This is a genomic window from Enterobacter sp. RHBSTW-00175 (genome assembly GCF_013927005.1).
Lineage (GTDB): Bacteria > Pseudomonadota > Gammaproteobacteria > Enterobacterales > Enterobacteriaceae > Enterobacter.
This window is the reverse complement of sequence record NZ_CP055930.1, coordinates 3007314-3026770: the sequence shown is the minus strand read 5'-3', so window position 1 is coordinate 3026770 and position 19457 is coordinate 3007314. Positions and strand designations below refer to the sequence as shown.

General features: G+C 52.8%; 15 protein-coding genes. 7 read left to right on the top strand and 8 right to left on the bottom strand.

Annotated features, from left to right (window positions below):
• Positions 1–19: 19 nt before the first annotated feature.
• Positions 20–1377 (bottom strand): IS3 family transposase gene (locus HV107_RS14350; RefSeq protein ID WP_105318584.1). Its coding sequence is split into 2 segments (ribosomal slippage): positions 20–915 and positions 915–1377, totalling 1359 coding nucleotides; the frame shifts between segments, so codons are not numbered across the junction.
• Positions 1378–1763: 386 nt separating this feature from the next.
• Here HV107_RS14350 and HV107_RS27315 point away from each other — a divergent pair.
• From HV107_RS27315 to HV107_RS14340, 3 genes are all read left to right on the top strand, one after another.
• Positions 1764–1895 carry a hypothetical protein gene (locus HV107_RS27315; RefSeq protein WP_259349628.1) on the top strand — a complete coding sequence of 44 codons (132 nt, stop codon included), beginning with the start codon at positions 1764–1766 and terminating at the stop codon, positions 1893–1895.
• Positions 1896–2102: 207 nt separating this feature from the next.
• Complete coding sequence (locus tag HV107_RS14345) at positions 2103–3689, top strand: DUF3300 domain-containing protein (RefSeq protein WP_182059602.1); 1587 nt, start codon at positions 2103–2105, stop codon at positions 3687–3689.
• A gap of 10 nt (positions 3690–3699) precedes the next feature.
• Entirely contained in the window at positions 3700–4494 is a 795-nt protein-coding gene (locus tag HV107_RS14340; RefSeq protein WP_182059601.1) for a DUF2950 domain-containing protein, read from the top strand.
• 61 nt (positions 4495–4555) lie between these two features.
• On the opposite strand, the gene traT is transcribed toward HV107_RS14340, so the two are convergent.
• The 5 genes from traT to pdhR form a co-directional block, all read right to left on the bottom strand.
• The gene (gene traT, locus HV107_RS14335) at positions 4556–5287 is read right to left on the bottom strand and encodes a conjugal transfer complement resistance protein TraT (RefSeq protein WP_182059600.1); all 732 of its coding nucleotides are present in this window, start codon (positions 5285–5287) and stop codon (positions 4556–4558) included.
• A 195-nt stretch (positions 5288–5482) separates the two neighbouring features.
• Positions 5483–6907 (bottom strand): dihydrolipoyl dehydrogenase, encoded by a 1425-nt coding sequence (gene lpdA / locus HV107_RS14330; RefSeq protein WP_014068924.1) that lies wholly within the window; start codon positions 6905–6907, stop codon positions 5483–5485.
• 175 nt (positions 6908–7082) lie between these two features.
• Positions 7083–8966, bottom strand: a complete 1884-nt coding sequence (gene aceF, locus HV107_RS14325; protein WP_182059599.1) for a pyruvate dehydrogenase complex dihydrolipoyllysine-residue acetyltransferase — start codon at positions 8964–8966, stop codon at positions 7083–7085.
• A gap of 14 nt (positions 8967–8980) precedes the next feature.
• Positions 8981–11644 (bottom strand): pyruvate dehydrogenase (acetyl-transferring), homodimeric type, encoded by a 2664-nt coding sequence (aceE, locus tag HV107_RS14320; protein WP_182059598.1) that lies wholly within the window; start codon positions 11642–11644, stop codon positions 8981–8983.
• Between the two features lie 123 nt (positions 11645–11767).
• Positions 11768–12532: a pyruvate dehydrogenase complex transcriptional repressor PdhR gene (pdhR, locus tag HV107_RS14315; protein ID WP_014068921.1), complete on the bottom strand. Its 765-nt coding sequence runs from the start codon at positions 12530–12532 to the stop codon at positions 11768–11770.
• Positions 12533–13069: 537 nt separating this feature from the next.
• Between pdhR and aroP the strand changes: the two genes are divergently transcribed.
• The 3 genes from aroP (at position 13070) to HV107_RS14295 (ending at position 16971) form a co-directional block, all read left to right on the top strand.
• Positions 13070–14440, top strand: a complete 1371-nt coding sequence (gene aroP / locus HV107_RS14305) for an aromatic amino acid transporter AroP (protein ID WP_182059597.1) — start codon at positions 13070–13072, stop codon at positions 14438–14440.
• Positions 14441–14607: 167 nt separating this feature from the next.
• Positions 14608–16005 (top strand): glycoside-pentoside-hexuronide (GPH):cation symporter, encoded by a 1398-nt coding sequence (locus HV107_RS14300; protein WP_182059596.1) that lies wholly within the window; start codon positions 14608–14610, stop codon positions 16003–16005.
• Between the two features lie 15 nt (positions 16006–16020).
• Positions 16021–16971: a family 43 glycosylhydrolase gene (locus tag HV107_RS14295; protein ID WP_182059595.1), complete on the top strand. Its 951-nt coding sequence runs from the start codon at positions 16021–16023 to the stop codon at positions 16969–16971.
• Between the two features lie 21 nt (positions 16972–16992).
• Here the strand turns inward: HV107_RS14295 and ampE are convergent, their stop codons facing one another.
• Entirely contained in the window at positions 16993–17847 is an 855-nt protein-coding gene (gene ampE, locus HV107_RS14290; protein ID WP_182059594.1) for a beta-lactamase regulator AmpE, read from the bottom strand.
• On the bottom strand, positions 17844–18407 hold the full coding sequence (gene ampD, locus HV107_RS14285) for a 1,6-anhydro-N-acetylmuramyl-L-alanine amidase AmpD (protein WP_182059593.1): 564 nt from the start codon (positions 18405–18407) through the stop codon (positions 17844–17846). Before ampD ends, ampE begins: the two co-directional genes overlap by 4 nt.
• Before the next feature lie 87 nt (positions 18408–18494).
• Here ampD and nadC point away from each other — a divergent pair, with 87 nt between their 5' ends.
• A complete protein-coding gene (nadC, locus tag HV107_RS14280) occupies positions 18495–19388 on the top strand; it encodes a carboxylating nicotinate-nucleotide diphosphorylase (RefSeq protein WP_182059592.1) in 894 nt (297 codons plus the stop codon).
• The last annotated feature ends 69 nt before the right edge of the window (positions 19389–19457 follow it).

Here is a 19457-nt window from a genome sequence, read left to right as displayed (position 1 = left end):
CCATATATTGGACACGTTCTTAACTGGCGGCTGACATGGCCTGGGTTCGGTATTGTACCGGACTCAGGCCGTTTAGTTTTAGCTTGATTCGTTCGTTGTTGTAGTAGTGGATATACTCTTCCACCGTTTTTCGTAGATGGTCTGTATTTTCAAACTCTTCGTGGTACCAACATTCTGTTTTCAGCAGACCAAAAAAATTTTCTATCACTGCATTGTCCAGACAGTTCCCTTTGCGCGACATGCTTTGTTCTATGCCTTTAGCTTTAAGTTTCTCCTGATACCGTGCCATCTGATACTGCCAACCCTGATCAGAGTGCAGTACCGGTCTGTCACCCGGTTTCAGCCTCTTGACGGCTTTGCTGAGCATGTTTTCGACCAGATTCATTCCCGGATGCGTCGTCATATTCCAGGCTATTATCTCGCTGTTATACAGATCAAGCACTGGTGACAGATACAGCTTTGTCCCTTTTACGTTGAACTCTGTCACATCCGTGACCCATTTCTGGTTTGGACTGCTGGCCTTAAAATCACGTGCAAGGGTATTTGGCGCTACTTTACCGTAGGTGCCTTTGTATGACTGATACTTTTTGCTTCTCAGGCATGAGGCCAGCCCCATCTTGCGCATCAGTTTCCGTACTGTTTTATGATTAATGCCATAGCCTTCATTACGCAACGCCAGGGTAATGCGCCGGTAACCATATCGTCCTTTATGATAGTGGAACAGTGCGGCTATTCTTTGCTGTTCGCCCTCATAGCGCTCTCCACGGCTATCTGCTTTGACATGCCAGTAGTACGTGCTGCGAGGTAATCCTGCTATATGAAGCAGCATTCTCAGGTTATGGTTTCGCCTCAATTCGGTAATTATTTTTGCTTTGTCTTCTGCTTTTCCCGAATCAAGGCCTGAAGCTTTTTTAGGTAGGCATTCTCAACACGCAGGTATTCAAGTTCTTCCTCAGCGTTCTGGAACGCTGGACGGGGATTATTAAGTTCTTTATCTGAAGTTTCGTTCTTCCCTGACTTCATCTGGCGTCCTCTGGGTTTATCCTGTAGGGCAATGATACCGCCAGTACGGTAAAGACGCTCCCATTTGCTGACAGTACAAGCGGCTGCAATACGAAACTCCGCCGCAGCTTTCCGGGATGATTTGTTGTGTTGCTGCATCCAGAGCACGACAGACTCTTTAAACTCGGCAGAGTAAGCCCTGGTAGGAATGGTAAAACTGTCCATCCCATTCACTTTCCAGTGCTCAGTCCAGCGTCTGACCGCTCCGTGATCAACGCCGAACAACCGCGCTGTTTTCTTTGCACCATCACTGCTGAACAGATAGTGGAGTACGACTTGCTGCTTGAATTCAGGTGAGTATTTTTTTCTGCCCATTGAAACGCAAAACCCCTAATCGTTGGATGTCCAACTTTCGGGGTTCACTTCATTAAAGCGGTTAATTTGTTGCCTTGCGGTGGTAGCACACCGGGCTGGCAGATTTGCGGCAAAACCCCAACGGATTAAATTTTGCCCCAGAGTTCGTTTCCTTGCAAGCCGAAGGTGAAATACTGCGTAGCGCTTTCCTGTTTCGTATGAAAATTAATGTAACTTCACTTCTCATCTTCTGCATCCCCTTTGAATCCACTACTCTTCTTCTCGGCCTGCTTCGCTGGTGTAGCAACCAGTCACCGGGTCCGGGAGCAGTTCCGTAACCTACGTGGCAAAACCCCAACTTGCCTGATTCTGCCTTTCCCGGTGGAGAATGAACCCGCGTAGCCATTATGAGAACGCACGCAATGGAGATGCGAATCACTGCGCTGATCGTTGTGACCGGTTTACTGCTTACTGCACTGCACGGTGGCTGGAACATATCTGACATCACGGTGCTGTTTGTCGTTAACCTCGGCAACTAGCTGCTGGCCGCTCGCAAGAGCGGCCTTCTGAATATCCCAGCGGCTTTTCAACCTTCAGATATAATTGTGTAATAAATGCTCACACTCTTTATCCGGACACTCCGGGTGGTTTCCCAAGAAAAGTCAAAACTGTAAGACACGGGTGAATAATACTCGCGGCAACAGGAACGCCTCACGGCACAGCGCTTGTCTCGTTGGAGTCACTTTATGAAGTTGCCATTTAAGCCACATTTGCTTGTCCTTTTATGCAGTGCCGGGCTGTTTGCCGCCTCTGGCGTTATGTTTGTCAAAAGCCGCGCAACAGAAACCCCCGTCACTCCTGCTCCCGTTGCTCAACAACCTGTAACACCGGCCCCGGCAGCCACACCGGCACCCACAGCGCAAACCGCGCCTGCCACACCACCAACCTACAGTGCCGCGCAAATCGATCAGTGGGTAGCGCCTATTGCGCTTTATCCTGATGCCCTGTTGTCGCAAATATTGATGGCATCCACCTATCCGGCTAACGTTATCCAGGCTGCGCAATGGTCGAAGGACAACCCTAAAATGCAGGGTGATGCCGCCATTCAGGCCGTGGCCAGCCAACCCTGGGATCCCAGCGTGAAATCGCTGGTGGCGTTTCCTCAGCTCATGTCGCTGATGGGCGAAAACCCGCCGTGGGTGCAAAGTCTGGGCGATGCCTTTCTCGCGCAGCCAAAAGACGTGATGGACTCCGTACAACGTCTGCGTTTGCTGGCTCAGCAAACGGGCGCATTAAAATCTACACCACAGCAGACGGTTACCACCGAGACAAAACCTGCCCCGGCGAAAACCGTGACCACCGAGTCGACAACCACGACTACCACCACAAGCCCAACAGTCATCAAGATTGAATCCGCCGATCCGCAGGTGGTTTATGTCCCCACCTATAACCCCAATACGGTTTACGGGACCTGGCCAAACACCGCCTATCCGCCAACCTATCTCCCACCGACCACCGGCGAGCAGTTTGGCAACAGTTTCGTGAACGGTTTAGGCTTCAGCCTGGGCGTGGCGACCACCTACGCCATCTTCAGCAGCATCGACTGGGACGACGACGATTGGGATCACCATGATCACGATTACGACCATAATGGCGGTTACAACCGTAATGGTGATAACAACATCAATATCAACGTTGATAACTTCAATAAAATCAGTGGTCAGCGTCTGACTGACGCTAACCGTACCTGGCAGCATAACCCAGCTTATCGTGAAGGGGTGCCGTACCCAAATAGCCAGCTTAATAACCGCTTCCACTCCACCAACGCAGCAACGGGGCTGAGCGCAACCCAGCAAAAACCGGTTAATCGCGATAACCAGCGCCAGGCTGCAATGGCGCAGATGGAAAAATCGACCGGGAAAACTTTCCCGCAAACGGCGCGCACCGGCACAAAAGATGCTCAGCGTCAGGCGTCGAATCAGCAACTGAAGCAGATTTCTCAGCGTAATAACTATCGGGGTTACGACACCAACAAAACGCAGACCGCGAAAAAGGCCAACTCTCAGCAGAGAGAGAATCGTAAAGCGACGGCACAAAGACAGGAGCCACGGGTTTCGCAAACGGCACAGCAGCGCAATGTGCAACAACGAAATACTCAGCAACGCACAAGCCAGCCGCGTGCCAACGCCCTGAGTGGAAACGATAGCCGCTCCGGGAACTGGCAAGCTCAGCAGCAGCGTGGCGCGCAGAGCCGTCAGGTTGCCTCGCGCAATCAGCCGCAACGACAAGCCTCTGGCGCACGGTCTGAACGCCGTGAAGTCCGTCATCGTTAATGGAGCCGACATGAACATTAAATTACTCAGCGGATTGGTGTTGCTCATGGTTTCAGCCATCGCGCAAGCACAACAACACTTCGACACTCCGGACAAGGCGACAGACGCACTGGTAAATGCAATCAGCGAGCAAAATGAAGCCGCAATGAGCGAACTGCTCGGGGAAAACTGGCGCGATTTCCTGCCGCCTGAAGGGGTCGATCCTGATGCCGTCGACCGCTTCCTGCGCGACTGGAAAGTCCGGCATAACACAGTAACTAACGGCGATGTCGCACATCTGGTGGTGGGCGATAGCGACTGGCAGCTCCCGATACCGGTCATTAAGACCGCAAACGGCTGGCAATTTGATATCAAGGAAGCTTCCGAAGAGATCCTGACACGTGAAATTGGTCGTAATGAACTCGCCGCTATAGAAGCGCTCCACGCTTACGTGGACGCGCAGCAAAGTTATTACGAGATGAACCAGACATATGCGCAGAAAATTGTCAGCTCAAAAGGGAAAAAAGATGGTTTGTACTGGCCCATTACGCCCGGGGAAGCGCCCAGCCCGCTTGGCCCGGCATTCAGCCCGTCAGAGCCTGGGGCCGGCTATCACGGATATCGCTTCCGTATATTGCCCGATAAAAACAACGGCTTTGCGATGGTTGCCTGGCCTGTCAGCTACGGGCAAACGGGAGTGATGAGCTTTGTGATCAATCAGGATGATACCGTTTACCAGCGCGATCTGGGTAAGGATTCAGAGCAAAAAGCCGCAGCCTTAACGGCGTACAGTCCGGATAAATCCTGGGAGCCCGTTGCCCCCTGACTGCTGGCGGCCACGGGTTTTGTAGGCCGGGTAAGGCGAAGACGCCACCCGGCTTTTTAACTTACAGAATATTTGCGACTGATTTTGCCAGCTGGGCTTCCAGCACCGGCTTCGCTTCTTCGAACTTCAGGTTAACTTTGTTGGCGTTAGACACCACGCGGGTCTGATATTTCGCGCGATCGCCCTGCTCGGTGCTGGTTTGCAATTTCACCCCGGATGTTCCCTGGCGCAGCGCCGCGATGTTATCAGTGGTGACTTTCGCTTTACTACGCTCAGAGATCTGCAGGTCGGTCACCATGGTGTAGTTCACGTCTTCCACCATTGCATCCGCCGCCATACCAATCAGGCCAGCCGCCAGACCCACGCCCAGCGCGGCACCGGAAGAGTTGCTGTTGTACGCGGTGATACCCGCGCCCAGTGCAGCACCCACAGCAGCACCTTCGTAGCCAGTTTTCAGGTAACCCTGAGATTCACGCAGATCCATTTTGTCCGCTTTCAGAACGTTAGCCTGCACCCAGTAGTAGGCGCCATCAGGGGAGCTGGTCACCTTATAGCCTTTGGCAACAAGATCATTAGCCAGCAGGGTTTGCAGGTTGCTCATGTCTTTATCAGAGGTATTTTTAACCTGGATGTAGACCGTTTTTTCGTTTGATGGCTCCAGCCAGACGGTTTCGCTCATCTGGGTTTTCACTTCCAGATTACGTTTTTTCACCGCGGTGGTCATCGCGCCACACCCGGTCAGCGTCATCGCTGCTGCCACTAAGCCAATCACCGCAACTTTCTTCAAAGACATGTGTTTTCCTTTTTTCGTGTAATAAAGAGTCCAGAACCCCTAAACAGCGCGGCCAGTAGCCACACAATGGTGAAAAAAGTATCGGCAGCCCGAAGAAAATTTTTAGCGATAATATCAATAAGATGACTACCAGAATGGGTAGTTTTCAGGCAAAAAAAACGCCTCCGAAGAGGCGTTTAGCAATCGTGAAGAAACTTACTTCTTCTTCGCTTTCGCGTTTGGCAGGTCGGTGATGCTACCTTCGAACACTTCTGCCGCCAGGCCCACAGACTCATGCAGAGTTGGGTGAGCGTGGATGGTCAGCGCGATATCTTCAGCGTCACAACCCATTTCGATAGCCAGACCGATTTCACCCAGCAGCTCGCCGCCGTTGGTGCCGACAATCGCACCACCGATCACACGGTGAGTCTCTTTGTCGAAGATCAGTTTGGTCATACCGTCTGCGCAGTCGGAAGCGATAGCACGGCCAGAAGCAGCCCACGGGAAGGTGGCGGTTTCGTAGCTGATGCCTTTCTCTTTCGCTTCTTTCTCAGTCAGACCAACCCAGGCAACTTCTGGCTCGGTGTAAGCGATAGATGGGATCACTTTCGGATCGAAGTAGTGTTTCATGCCGGCGATAACTTCAGCGGCAACGTGACCTTCGTGAACACCTTTGTGTGCCAGCATTGGCTGACCGACGATATCGCCGATTGCAAAGATGTGCGGCACGTTGGTGCGCAGCTGTTTGTCAACGCGGATGAAGCCACGGTCGTCAACTTCCACGCCAGCTTTGCCCGCGTCGAGGTTTTTACCGTTCGGCACACGGCCAATAGCAACCAGCACGGCGTCGTAACGCTGTGGTTCCGCAGGGGCTTTTTTGCCTTCCATGGAAACGTAAATACCGTCTTCTTTCGCTTCAACGGCAGTCACTTTGGTTTCCAGCATCAGGTTGAATTTCTTGCTGATGCGTTTGGTGAAGACTTTAACGATGTCTTTGTCAGCAGCCGGGATAACCTGGTCGAACATTTCAACCACGTCAATATCTGAACCCAGCGCATGGTACACAGTACCCATTTCCAGACCGATGATACCGCCACCCATAACCAGCAGGCGTTTTGGAACGGTTTTCAGTTCCAGCGCATCGGTGGAGTCCCACACACGTGGATCTTCATGTGGAATGAATGGCAGTTCGATTGGACGAGAGCCCGCCGCGATGATCGCGTTGTCGAAGTTGATCACGGTTTTGCCGTTTTCGCCTTCCACTTCCAGGGTGTTCGCGCCGGTGAATTTACCCAGACCGTTTACCACTTTCACTTTACGGCCTTTGGCCATACCCGCCAGACCGCCGGTCAGCTGAGTGATAACTTTCTCTTTCCAGGTACGAATTTTGTCGATATCAGTTTTCGGCTCGCCGAAGACGATACCGTGTTCAGCCAGAGCTTTGGCTTCTTCGATAACTTTGGCTACGTGCAGCAGCGCTTTAGAAGGGATACAGCCGACGTTCAGACAAACACCACCGAGGGTGCTGTAACGTTCTACGATGACGGTTTCCAGACCTAAATCCGCGGCGCGGAATGCTGCGGAGTAACCTGCCGGGCCTGCCCCAAGTACTACGACCTGAGTTTTGATTTCTGTGCTCATCATGACCTCTTAATTTATACCCGTCGTCCACCGGGTCGTTCTATCCGCCCGCAGTTTACAAAATTGTTAACAATTTTGAAACAACAAACGGCTCACGAATTTTCGCTTTCGCCAATAACCTCACAAACCCCATGAGGTTATCAGAAAAAAGCCGGCCGATTGGCCGGCTTTTCGATTACATCACCAGGCGGCGAATGTCGCTCAGGGTGTTATTGATGATGGTAATGAAACGCGCACCATCAGCACCGTCGATCACGCGGTGGTCGAAGGACAGAGAGATTGGCATCATCAGACGCGGCATGAACTCTTTGCCATTCCACACAGGCTCCATCGCGGACTTGGACACACCAAGGATTGCCACTTCCGGCGCGTTAACAATCGGTGCGAAGTGGGTAGTACCCAGGCCGCCGATGCTGGAGATGGTGAAGCAACCGCCCTGCATTTCGCCAGCAGTCAGCTTGCCATCACGCGCTTTTTTGGAGATCACGGTCAGTTCGCGGGACAGCTCAGTGATGCTCTTCTTGTTCACGTCTTTGAAGACCGGAACAACCAGACCATTTGGCGTATCAACCGCAACACCGATGTTGATGTATTTCTTCAGCGTCAGCTTCTGGCCATCTTCGGACAGGGAGCTGTTGAAGCGTGGCATCTGTTCCAGAGCCGCAGCGACCGCTTTCATGATGAAGACCACTGGGGTGAATTTCACGTCCAGTTTACGCTTCTCAGCTTCGGCGTTCTGCTGTTTACGGAACGCTTCCAGATCGGTGATATCGGTTTTGTCAAAGTGCGTAACGTGCGGGATCATTACCCAGTTACGGCTCAGGTTAGCACCAGAGATTTTCTGGATACGACCCAGTTCAACTTCTTCGATTTCGCCAAACTTGCTGAAGTCCACTTTCGGCCATGGCAGCATTCCCGGGATACCGCCACCGGTGGCAGCAGCTGGAGCCGCTTCAGCGCGTTTCACCGCGTCTTTCACGTAAGTCTGCACGTCTTCGCGCAGGATACGACCTTTACGGCCAGTACCTTTAACTTTCGCCAGGTTCACACCGAATTCGCGCGCCAGGCGACGAATCAACGGAGTTGCGTGAACGTAAGCATCGTTTTCAGCGAACTCAGATTTGCCTTCTGCTTTCGCAGCAGGGGCAGCAGCAGGTTTAGCTGCCTGAGCCGGTGCAGCAGCAGGTGCTGGAGCTGCAGCAGCAGCAACAGGCGCAGCGCCTTCCACTTCGAAGATCATGATAAGCGAGCCGGTAGAGACTTTGTCGCCGGTGCTGATCTTGATCTCTTTAACGATACCCGCGAATGGCGCAGGAACTTCCATGGAAGCCTTGTCGCCTTCTACGGTGATCAGTGACTGTTCAGCGGCAACTTTATCGCCCACTTTCACCATCACTTCGGTCACTTCAACTTCGTCACCGCCGATGTCTGGTACGTTAACGTCTTTCGCGCCGCCAGCAACAGCTGGAGCCGCGGCCGCCGGAGCAGCTGCCTGTGCAGGCGCAGCAGCAGGTGCAGCACCCGCCACTTCGAAGACCATGATCAGAGAACCCGTAGACACTTTGTCACCGGTGTTGATCTTGATCTCTTTAACGGTACCCGCGAACGGAGCCGGAACTTCCATAGAGGCTTTGTCGCCTTCTACAGTGATCAGAGACTGCTCAGCCGCAACGGTATCGCCCACTTTCACCAGGATTTCAGTGACTTCAACTTCGTCACCGCCGATGTCAGGCACGTTAACTTCTTTCGCGGCCGCGGCAGCTGCTGGAGCAGCAGCCGGAGCAGCTTTCTTCTCTTCCTGCGCAGGTGCAGCAGCTGCTGCACCGTCGGCGGAATCGAAAATCATGATCAGTTTGCCAGTCTCGGTTTTATCGCCAACAGAGACTTTGATCTCTTTAACGATGCCAGCCTGAGGAGACGGGACTTCCATAGAGGCTTTGTCGCCTTCTACGGTGATCAGCGACTGTTCAGCTTCAACTTTGTCGCCTACTTTGACCAGGATCTCGGTGATTTCAACTTCATCAGCCCCGATGTCCGGTACATTGATTTCGATAGCCATTATTCTTTTACCTCTTACGCCAGACGCGGGTTAACTTTTTCTGCATCGATGTTGAATTTGGTAATTGCATCCGCAACCACTTTCTTATCGATTTCGCCACGTTTAGCCAGTTCGCCCAGTGCTGCTACAACCACGTAAGAAGCATCAACTTCGAAGTGATGACGCAGGTTTTCGCGGCTGTCAGAACGACCGAAGCCGTCAGTACCCAGTACGCGATAATCATCAGCTGGTACGTAAGTACGAACCTGCTCAGCGAACAGTTTCATATAGTCAGTAGACGCTACCGCTGGTGCATCGTTCATCACCTGAGCGATGTACGGAACGCGCGGAGTTTCCATTGGGTGCAGCATGTTCCAGCGCTCACAATCCTGGCCATCACGCGCCAGTTCAGTGAAGGAAGTTACGCTGTACACATCAGAACCTACACCGTAGTCGTTCGCCAGGATCTGTGCCGCTTCACGTACGTGACGCAGGATAGAACCGGAGCCCAGCAGCTGAACTTTGCCTTTGCTACCTGCAACGGTTTCGAGTTTATAGATACCTTTACGGATACCTTCCTCGGCACCTGCTGGCATTGCCGGCATGTGGTAGTTTTCGTTCAGCGTGGTGATGTAGTAGTAAATGTTCTCTTGTGCTTCACCGTACATACGGGTCAGACCGTCGTGCATGATGACAGCCACTTCGTACGCGTAAGACGGGTCGTAAGAGATACAGTTAGGGATAGTCAGAGACTGAATGTGGCTGTGACCATCTTCGTGCTGCAAACCTTCGCCGTTCAGGGTCGTACGACCGGAAGTACCACCTACCAGGAAGCCGCGAGCCTGTTGGTCGCCTGCCTGCCAGCACAGGTCACCGATACGCTGGAAACCGAACATGGAGTAGTAGATGTAGAACGGGATCATTGGCAGGTTGTTGGTGCTGTAAGAGGTCGCAGCAGCCAGCCAGGATGCGCCAGCACCCAGTTCGTTGATACCTTCCTGAAGGATCTGACCTTTTTCGTCTTCTTTGTAGTATGCAACCTGCTCACGGTCCTGCGGGGTGTACTGCTGGCCGTTCGGGCTGTAGATACCGATCTGACGGAACAGACCTTCCATACCGAAAGTACGCGCTTCGTCAGCGATGATTGGAACCAGACGATCTTTGATCGACTTGTTCTTCAGCATGACGTTCAGGGCACGAACGAAAGCGATAGTGGTAGAAATTTCTTTGTTCTGCTCTTCCAGCAGCTGAGAGAAGTCTTCCAGCGCTGGCAGTTCCAGTTTCTCGGTGAAGTTAGGCTGGCGAGCTGGCAGGTAGCCTTTCAGCGCCTGACGACGTTCGTGCAGGTACTTGTGCTCTTCAGAACCTTCCGGGAAGGTGATGTAAGACAGGTTTTCTACCTGCTCATCGGTCACTGGAACGTTGAAACGGTCGCGGATATGACGCACGCCGTCCATGTTCATTTTCTTCACCTGGTGAGCGATGTTTTTACCTTCTGCGGTATCACCCATGCCGTAACCTTTGATGGTGTGGGCCAGGATTACAGTCGCTTTACCTTTGGTGTCCTGCGCTTTTTTCAGTGCAGCGTAGACTTTCTTCGGATCGTGACCACCACGGTTCAGGGCCCAGATCTGCTCATCAGTCCAGTCTGCAACCAGTGCTGCGGTTTCAGGATATTTGCCGAAGAAGTGCTCGCGAACGTAGGCACCGTCTTTGGATTTGAAGGTCTGATAGTCACCGTCAACGGTTTCGTTCATCAGCTGGATCAGTTTACCGCTGGTATCTTTACGCAGCAGCTCATCCCAACGACCGCCCCACATGACTTTAATCACGTTCCAGCCAGCACCGCTGAAGATGCCTTCCAGTTCGTTGATGATCTTGCCGTTGCCGGTTACCGGACCATCCAGACGTTGCAGGTTACAGTTGATGATGAAGCACAGGTTGTCCAGCTTCTCACGGGTTGCGATGGTGATCGCACCTTTAGATTCTGGTTCATCCATTTCGCCGTCGCCCAGGAAGGCGTATACGGTTTGCTCAGAAGTATCTTTCAGGCCACGGTGTTCCAGATATTTCAGGAATTTAGCCTGGTAGATCGCGCCGATTGGACCCAGACCCATAGAAACGGTCGGGAACTGCCAGAATTCTGGCATCAGTTTAGGGTGCGGGTAAGAAGACAGACCTTTACCGTGAACTTCCTGGCGGAAGTTGTTCATCTGCTCTTCAGTCAGACGACCTTCCAGGAATGCACGTGCATAGATGCCCGGAGAGATGTGGCCCTGGAAGTACACCAGATCGCCGCCGTCTTTCTCGTTAGCTGCACGGAAGAAGTGGTTGAAGCACACTTCGTAAACGGTTGCAGAAGACTGGAAGGAAGCCATGTGGCCGCCCAGTTCCAGGTCTTTCTTGGATGCGCGCAGAACGGTCATGATGGCGTTCCAGCGAATTGCAGAACGGATACGACGTTCCAGATCCAGATTGCCCGGGTATTCCGGTTCGTCTTCGACGGCAATCGTGTTTACGTAGTTGTTAGCCCCTGCACCTGAAGCCACTTTCACACCGCCTTTACGGGCTTCAGAAAGCAGCTGATCAATCAGATACTGAGCACGCTCAACACCTTCTTCACGGATGACCGATTCGATCGCCTGTAGCCAGTCGCGAGTTTCGATCGGATCCACGTCATTTTGGAGACGTTCTGACATGGGGGTATTCCTTATCTATCTAATACGTTGATTTGTCTGGAACCTGTCCCATTGTATTTTCGCCAGAAAACACAATAAGACAGGTTCTGCGTTTAGTTGCCGCGCTCTAAAAAAACCTGGCGCTTAATCCTTTCGTTGCTGTATGCGGCGTAATGAACGTTCGCGACGCGATTGTTCACGGCTGCGGTCCAGCAAGATTTCCTCAATGAAAGCCAGATGTCGGTGCGACGCTTCGCGCGCCTGCTCCGGTTCCCCGGCCATTATCGCCTCGAATACTCGGGTGCGATGGTTGCTGACCAGCGGAAGCATTTCCCGACGGGCATACAACAATTCAAAATTCTGACGAACGTTCTGGGCCAGCATCGGCTCCATGCAGCGAAGCAAGTGCAGTAAAACCACATTATGTGCTGCCTCGGTGACGGCGATTTGATACTGGACGACGGCATCGGACTCGGCGTCTAAGTCGCCGGACTGCTGTGCCCGTTCAATGGCCTGATGCAGTTCGCGGATACGCACGCGATCTTCATCAGTGCTGCGAAGGGCGGCGTAATAGGCCGCAATACCTTCAAGCGCGTGACGGGTCTCAAGCAGATCAAACTGGGATTCAGGGTGGTCAGAGAGAAGTTCTACCAGCGGATCGCTGAAGCTCTGCCACAGGCTGTTTTGCACAAAGGTTCCGCCGCCCTGGCGACGAAGCAGCAAGCCCTTTGCTTCGAGGCGTTGGATTGCCTCACGCAGCGAGGGACGGGAAACGTCGAACTGTTTTGCCAGCTCGCGTTCAGGCGGGAGTTTTTCACCAGGGCGCAGTGTCCCTTCGAGGATTAAAAACTCCAGCTGCTGCTCAATCACATCGGATAGTTTTGGTTGGCGAATTTTGCTGTAGGCCATATTCCCTGTCTTACGCCTTTTTGCCCGGAGTCAATTGGTCTTACCAATTTCAAGTTCGTATCGCTAAAGTAACAAAGTATTCACCTTCTGTCCATATTGGTTTTGATTGAAATCAGTAAACCCTGCACATTTTAACAACCTTACAGAAATAACGTTTCAGAAATGTAACTTTGCACAAAAGAGTTGGTTACCCACAAAGAGGCAGTTTTAACCTTAATGAAACGAGGTGTTTTGCAATCTGAAGCGATTCAACAACGCAAATAATGAAAATTCGCCCACTTACGGAGCATTTTTATTCTATAGGTTGGGGTAGGAAGGATTTACAGGCCAACTTACAAATGCTTTCTTTTTATTCAACTCGTCATCAGCCCTTCATAAAGCAGGTGCATTCACGGGCGCTTACCACTATTCTTGCGCTTACGGAAGTCACCTCCGCTTTTTTCGGTCTCGTTAACCGTAAAGAATTAAATACAGAAAACGGATATTCATAATTACACACGCACAGCGTGAACATAACAACCACACACGAGGTTTCAAATGGAAGCTCAACAGCACGGCGATCAGCTAAAGCGCGGCCTTAAAAACCGCCACATTCAGCTCATCGCATTGGGTGGTGCTATCGGTACCGGCCTGTTTCTGGGAAGCGCATCCGTTATCCAGTCTGCCGGCCCTGGCATTATTTTGGGTTACGCAATCGCGGGTTTTATTGCCTTTCTGATCATGCGCCAGTTAGGTGAAATGGTGGTTGAAGAGCCTGTAGCAGGTTCATTCAGCCACTTTGCATATAAATACTGGGGGAGGTTCGCGGGTTTCGCTTCCGGCTGGAACTACTGGGTGCTGTACGTTCTGGTTGCCATGGCTGAGCTTACCGCCGTGGGTAAGTACATTCAGTTCTGGTACCCGGAGATCCCAACCTGGGCCTCTGCTGCGGCCTTCTTCGTCATCATTAACGCCATCAACCTGACCAACGTGAAAGTGTTCGGTGAGATGGAGTTCTGGTTTGCCATCATCAAAGTTATCGCCGTTGTGGCCATGATCATCTTCGGTGGCTGGCTGCTGTTCAGCGGTAACGGTGGCCCACAGGCCACGGTACGTAACCTGTGGGAACAGGGCGGATTCCTGCCGCACGGTATGAGTGGGCTGGTGATGATGATGGCGATCATCATGTTCTCTTTCGGCGGGCTGGAGCTGGTCGGTATCACCGCCGCTGAAGCCGACAACCCGGAGCAGAGCATCCCGAAAGCCACCAACCAGGTTATCTACCGTATTCTGATCTTCTACGTGGGTTCACTGGCCGTGCTGCTCTCTCTGCTGCCGTGGACGCGTGTTACCGCAGATACCAGCCCGTTTGTGCTGATCTTCCATGAGCTGGGCGATACCTTCGTGGCAAACGCCCTGAATATCGTGGTGCTGACCGCTGCGCTGTCCGTTTACAACAGCTGCGTATATTGCAACAGCCGTATGCTGTTTGGTCTGGCTCAGCAGGGTAACGCCCCGAAAGCACTGCTCAACGTCGACAAGCGCGGCGTGCCGGTAAACACCATTATCGTCTCGGCTGTTGTGACGGCGTTGTGCGTGCTGATTAACTACCTGGCCCCGGAATCGGCTTTCGGCCTGCTGATGGCACTGGTGGTTTCTGCACTGGTTATCAACTGGGCAATGATCAGCCTGGCGCACATCAAGTTCCGCCGCGCCAAGCAACAGCAAGGTGTGGCGACTCGCTTCCCGGCCCTGCTTTACCCACTGGGTAACTGGGTGTGCCTGCTGTTCATGGCGGCGGTACTGGTCATCATGCTGATCACCCCGGGCATGGCAATTTCTGTGTACCTGATCCCGGTATGGGTTGCGATCCTCGGCGTGGGCTATCTGGTTAAACAGAAAAATAGCAACGCGGTGAAAGCACACTAATCAGCCCTTCCACTCTGCATGCCTTTTCAGGTGTGCAGAGTGTTGTTACCTTCCTCACACATTCCCGCCAACAGCAATTTTATCCATATCACCGACCTTATATTGCAACGCAAAAATTCCTTTGCCAGCAAATAATTCTCTCCATACCGAAACCCGGAGAGCAGTCAATGGATAACAACAAACTGTCAGTAAAAGAAAAGATCGGCTATGGGATGGGAGACGCCGGATGCAATATCATCTTCGGCGCCATCATGTTGTTTGTTAACTATTTTTATACAGATATTTTTGGTCTGGCACCTGCGCTGGTCGGCGTATTGCTGCTGTCCGTTCGCGTCATTGATGCCGTAACAGACCCTATCATGGGGGCTATCGCTGACCGTACCCGCAGTAAATATGGTCGGTTTCGCCCATGGCTGTTGTGGATAGCCTTCCCCTATGCGCTGTTCAGTATCCTGATGTTCACCACGCCAGAGTGGAGCTATAACAGCAAAGTTATCTATGCCTTTGTCACTTATTTCCTGCTGTCGCTAACCTACACCGCCATCAATATTCCGTACTGCTCGCTTGGCGGGGTGATTACTAACGACCCTAAAGAGCGCGTCGCCTGTCAGTCTTATCGCTTCGTGATGGTCGGTATCGCGACGCTGCTGCTGTCACTCACGTTGCTGCCGATGGCCGACTGGTTCGGCGGGGACAACAAAGCCAAAGGCTATCAGATGGCCATGACTGTGCTGGCGTTGATTGGCACCTGCATGTTCCTGTTTAGCTTCTCGACCGTGCGCGAGCGTATCCGCCCGGCAGTACAGACCAACGACGAACTGAAAAACGATCTTAAAGACGTGTGGAAAAACGACCAGTGGGTGCGCATTCTGCTGCTCACGCTCTGCAACGTCTGCCCGGGTTTTATCCGCATGGCCGCCACCATGTATTACGTGACCTGGGTGATGGGCCAGAGCACCCACTTCGCCACCCTGTTTATCAGCCTGGGGGTGGTCGGCATGATGTTCGGCAGTATGCTGGCGAAGGTGTTAACTGACCGCTGGTGTAAGCTAAAAGTCTTCTTCTGGACCAATATCGTGCTGGCGATTTTCTCCTGCGCGTTTTACTTCTTCGACCCGAAAGCGACAACCACCATCATGGTGCTCTACTTCCTGCTGAATATCGTGCACCAGATCCCTTCCCCGCTGCACTGGTCGCTGATGGCCGATGTGGACGATTACGGCGAGTGGAAAACCGGTAAACGCATCACCGGGATCAGCTTCTCCGGCAATATTTTCTTCCTCAAACTGGGGCTGGCGATTGCCGGTGCAATGGTGGGCTTCCTGCTCTCCTGGTACGGTTACGATGCCGGGGCAAAAGCGCAAAGCGCAGACGCCATCAACGGTATTGTGCTGCTGTTCACGGTGATTCCAGGCGTCGGGTATTTGATTACCGCCGGTGTGGTGCGTTTGCTGAAGGTTGACCGTGAAACCATGAAGCAGATCCAGGAGGATCTGGAAAAACGCCGCGCTAACTATCGCGAGCTGAACGATTATCAGGAACTCGAAGCCGCTGAGACGAAATGAAATAAGGAAAGCCGAATGCAAACCTGGCCAAATCCGTTTATCGAACAACGGGCCGATCCGTACATTTTGCATCACGAGGGGCAATATTATTTTATTGCCTCCGTGCCGCAGTACGACAGACTGGAGATCCGCCGCGCAGACTCGCTGGAAGGACTGCGCAGCGCCGATGAGGTGGTTGTCTGGCGTAAACCCGACACCGGCCCTATGAGTGAGCTTATCTGGGCGCCGGAACTGCATCACATTGACGGCAAGTGGTACATCTATTTTGCCGCCACCCATACCCAGGCGCTCGATAAGCTCGGGATGTTCCAGCATCGCATGTTCGCCCTGGAGTGCGCCGACCCGGATCCACTTACCGGAAAATGGCAAGAAAAGGGGCAGATTAAAAGCCAGTTCGACACCTTTGCACTGGATGCAACCACGTTTGTGCATCAGGGAAAACGCTGGTATCTGTGGGCGCAAAAAGCCCCGGATATCTCCGGTAACTCCAACCTTTATCTGTGTGAAATGGAGAATCCCTGGACGCTCAAAGGCCAGCCGGTAATGCTCAGCAAGCCGGAATATGACTGGGAGTGCCGCGGATTTTGGGTTAACGAAGGCCCGGCAGTGCTGGTGCACAATGACAGGCTATTTATCAGCTACTCCGCCAGCGCAACCGACAAGAACTACTGCATGGGGCTATTGTGGATTGATATGAACGCCGATCCGCAAAACCCGGCGAACTGGCAGAAATCACCGCGCCCGGTATTCACAACCAGCTACGAAAATCGCCAGTATGGACCGGGGCACAACAGCTTTACGCAAACGCCGGATGGGGAAGATGTACTGGTGTATCACGCACGTAACTACACCGAAATTGAAGGCGATCCGCTTTACGATCCTAATCGCCATACCCGCCTGAAGCTTGTCCGCTGGGATAAAAACGGGATGCCTGATTTTGGCATCCCGCCTGCTGATACGCTTTAACCGAAGTGACGGCGCTCTGGGTTACACCAGCGTGCCGTAAATGGTCAGCAACGCCACGACCACCACGACTACAAAGGATGTTTTCTTCGCCATCGACACAGCCGCTTTTGGCGTCTCTATCTTGTCGGTGTGTGGCTCACGCGCCAGAGAAAACTGCGCCAGGCGCGTTAACACCTGATACTGCGCAGTATGGCGGTCAGCCAGAGAGGCAAACCACGCTGGCAGCGCTTTTTCACCGTGACCAATCAACGCATACACTACCCCGACAAACCGCACCGGGATCCAGTCAAGCACATGCAAAATGGCATCAATCCCGGATTGCAGCCGCTCATGTGGAGTGAGGTATCGGGCAAGCCAGGACTGCCAGGCACGTAAAAATGCATAACCCATCAGCAAGACAGGGCCCGACGGGCCACCCACCACAAACCAGAATAACGGTGCCAGATAAAAGCGAAAGTTAATCCACAGCAGGGCATTTTGCAGCTCGCGAAGAAAATCACGCTCGTCGCAATCAGGCGGAACGCCGTGGATCATGGTGAGCTCGCTCGCCATTGCACTTCGCGCATGGGCATCATCCCGTGATGCTGCCTTCAGATAAGCGTGATAATGCAAACGGACTTTACCCGCGCCGATACACAAAACGCCGAGCAGGATCCACACCACCAGCAACGGCACATTGAAAAAGAGGCCGTGCAGCGAGCGCAACAGCAGGAAAGTTATCAGCATCACGCCTGCGGTCATCAGCAGCGTGCGGAGCAGGGAAAAGTGTTTGATACGACGGAAGAGGACTTCCAGCCGGTGATCCAGTTGCCAGTGTTCACCGAGCTTGAACAGACGTTCCGCAACGATAACCAACAGCATGGTAAACAGCGTCATGTTATCTCCTTATCTGACGATGCGGTAAGCATGGTGTGAAACCGCGACCAGTCGAATGCCGGGCCGGGGTCAGTTTTCCTTACCGGAGCAATATCACTGTGCCCCGTTATATTATCGACTATCGCAGGATACAACCCGATAAGGGTCTGCGTCACGGCAACCAGTTGCTGATACTGCGCATCGGTATACGGCGTCGTATCAGTACCTTCCAGCTCGATCCCGACTGAAAAATCATTACAGCGTTCGCGCCCCTGATAAACCGACACCCCCGCGTGCCAGGCGCGCTTATCAAAAGGAACATACTGGACAATCTCCCCATCACGACGGATCAGACAATGAGCCGATACGCGCAAATGGGCAATTTCTGCAAAAAAGGGATGAGCATTGGGATCAATCGTTCCCGTGAATAACGCATCGATCCACGGACCGCCAAACTCACCCGGCGGAAGACTAATGTTATGAACCACCAGCAGTGAGGGCTGTTCATCCTCCGGGCGGCAATCGTGGTGCGGCGAGGGCACATGCCGCGCATCCACCAGCCACCCGTTCTCTAACAACATGCTGGAACTCCTTCTGTATGGTGCTATTACTCGGTTCAGAGTAGCATGTTTCAATATTATGATTCGTTACCATTTTGGAGTTTTATCATGCCGCCTCGCCGCTACAACCCCGACCACCGACGTGACGCACTTCTGGAACGTATTAACATGGATATTCCGGCAAGCGTTGCCCATTCTTTGAAAGAAGACCTGGGCGGCGACGTCAATGCCGACAACGATATTACCGCACAATTATTGCCAAAAGAGACACACTCGCACGCCGTCATCATTACCCGTGAAGACGGTGTATTTTGCGGAAAACGCTGGGTTGAAGAGGTCTTTACTCAGCTTGCGGGTGACGATGTTCAGGTCACCTGGCATGTTGAAGATGGCGACGTCATTACCGCAAACCAGCCGTTGTTTGAGCTTGATGGCCCTTCCCGTGTGCTGCTGACCGGTGAACGTACCGCGCTGAATTTTGTGCAGACGTTGTCAGGCGTAGCCAGTGAAGTGCGCCGCTACACCGATCTGCTGGCAGGCACGCGTACCCAGTTGCTGGATACCCGTAAAACGCTGCCAGGCCTGCGCACAGCCCTGAAATATGCGGTGTTATGCGGCGGTGGCTCGAACCATCGTCTGGGTTTGTCCGACGCCTTCCTGATTAAAGAGAACCACATTATTGCTTCTGGCTCCGTGCGTCAGGCGGTGGAAAAAGCCTTCTGGTTACACCCGGATGTGCCGGTTGAGGTGGAAGTGGAGAACCTGGAAGAGCTGGATGAAGCCATCAAGGCCGGGGCGGATATCATCATGCTGGATAACTTCGAAACCGACCAGATGCGCGAAGCGGTAAAACGCACTGACGGCAAGGCACAGCTTGAGGTATCCGGCAACGTGACGTTTGAAACAATCCGCGAATTCGCTGAAACAGGTGTCGATTTCATCTCCGTTGGCGCACTAACTAAACACATCCGCGCACTCGATCTCTCAATGCGCTTTAAGTAATACCGCCTTTCCCCTCTCTGCCCGGAGAGGGGAAATACGAAGCCGCTCGCAACTCTGTTGTCCCGCACT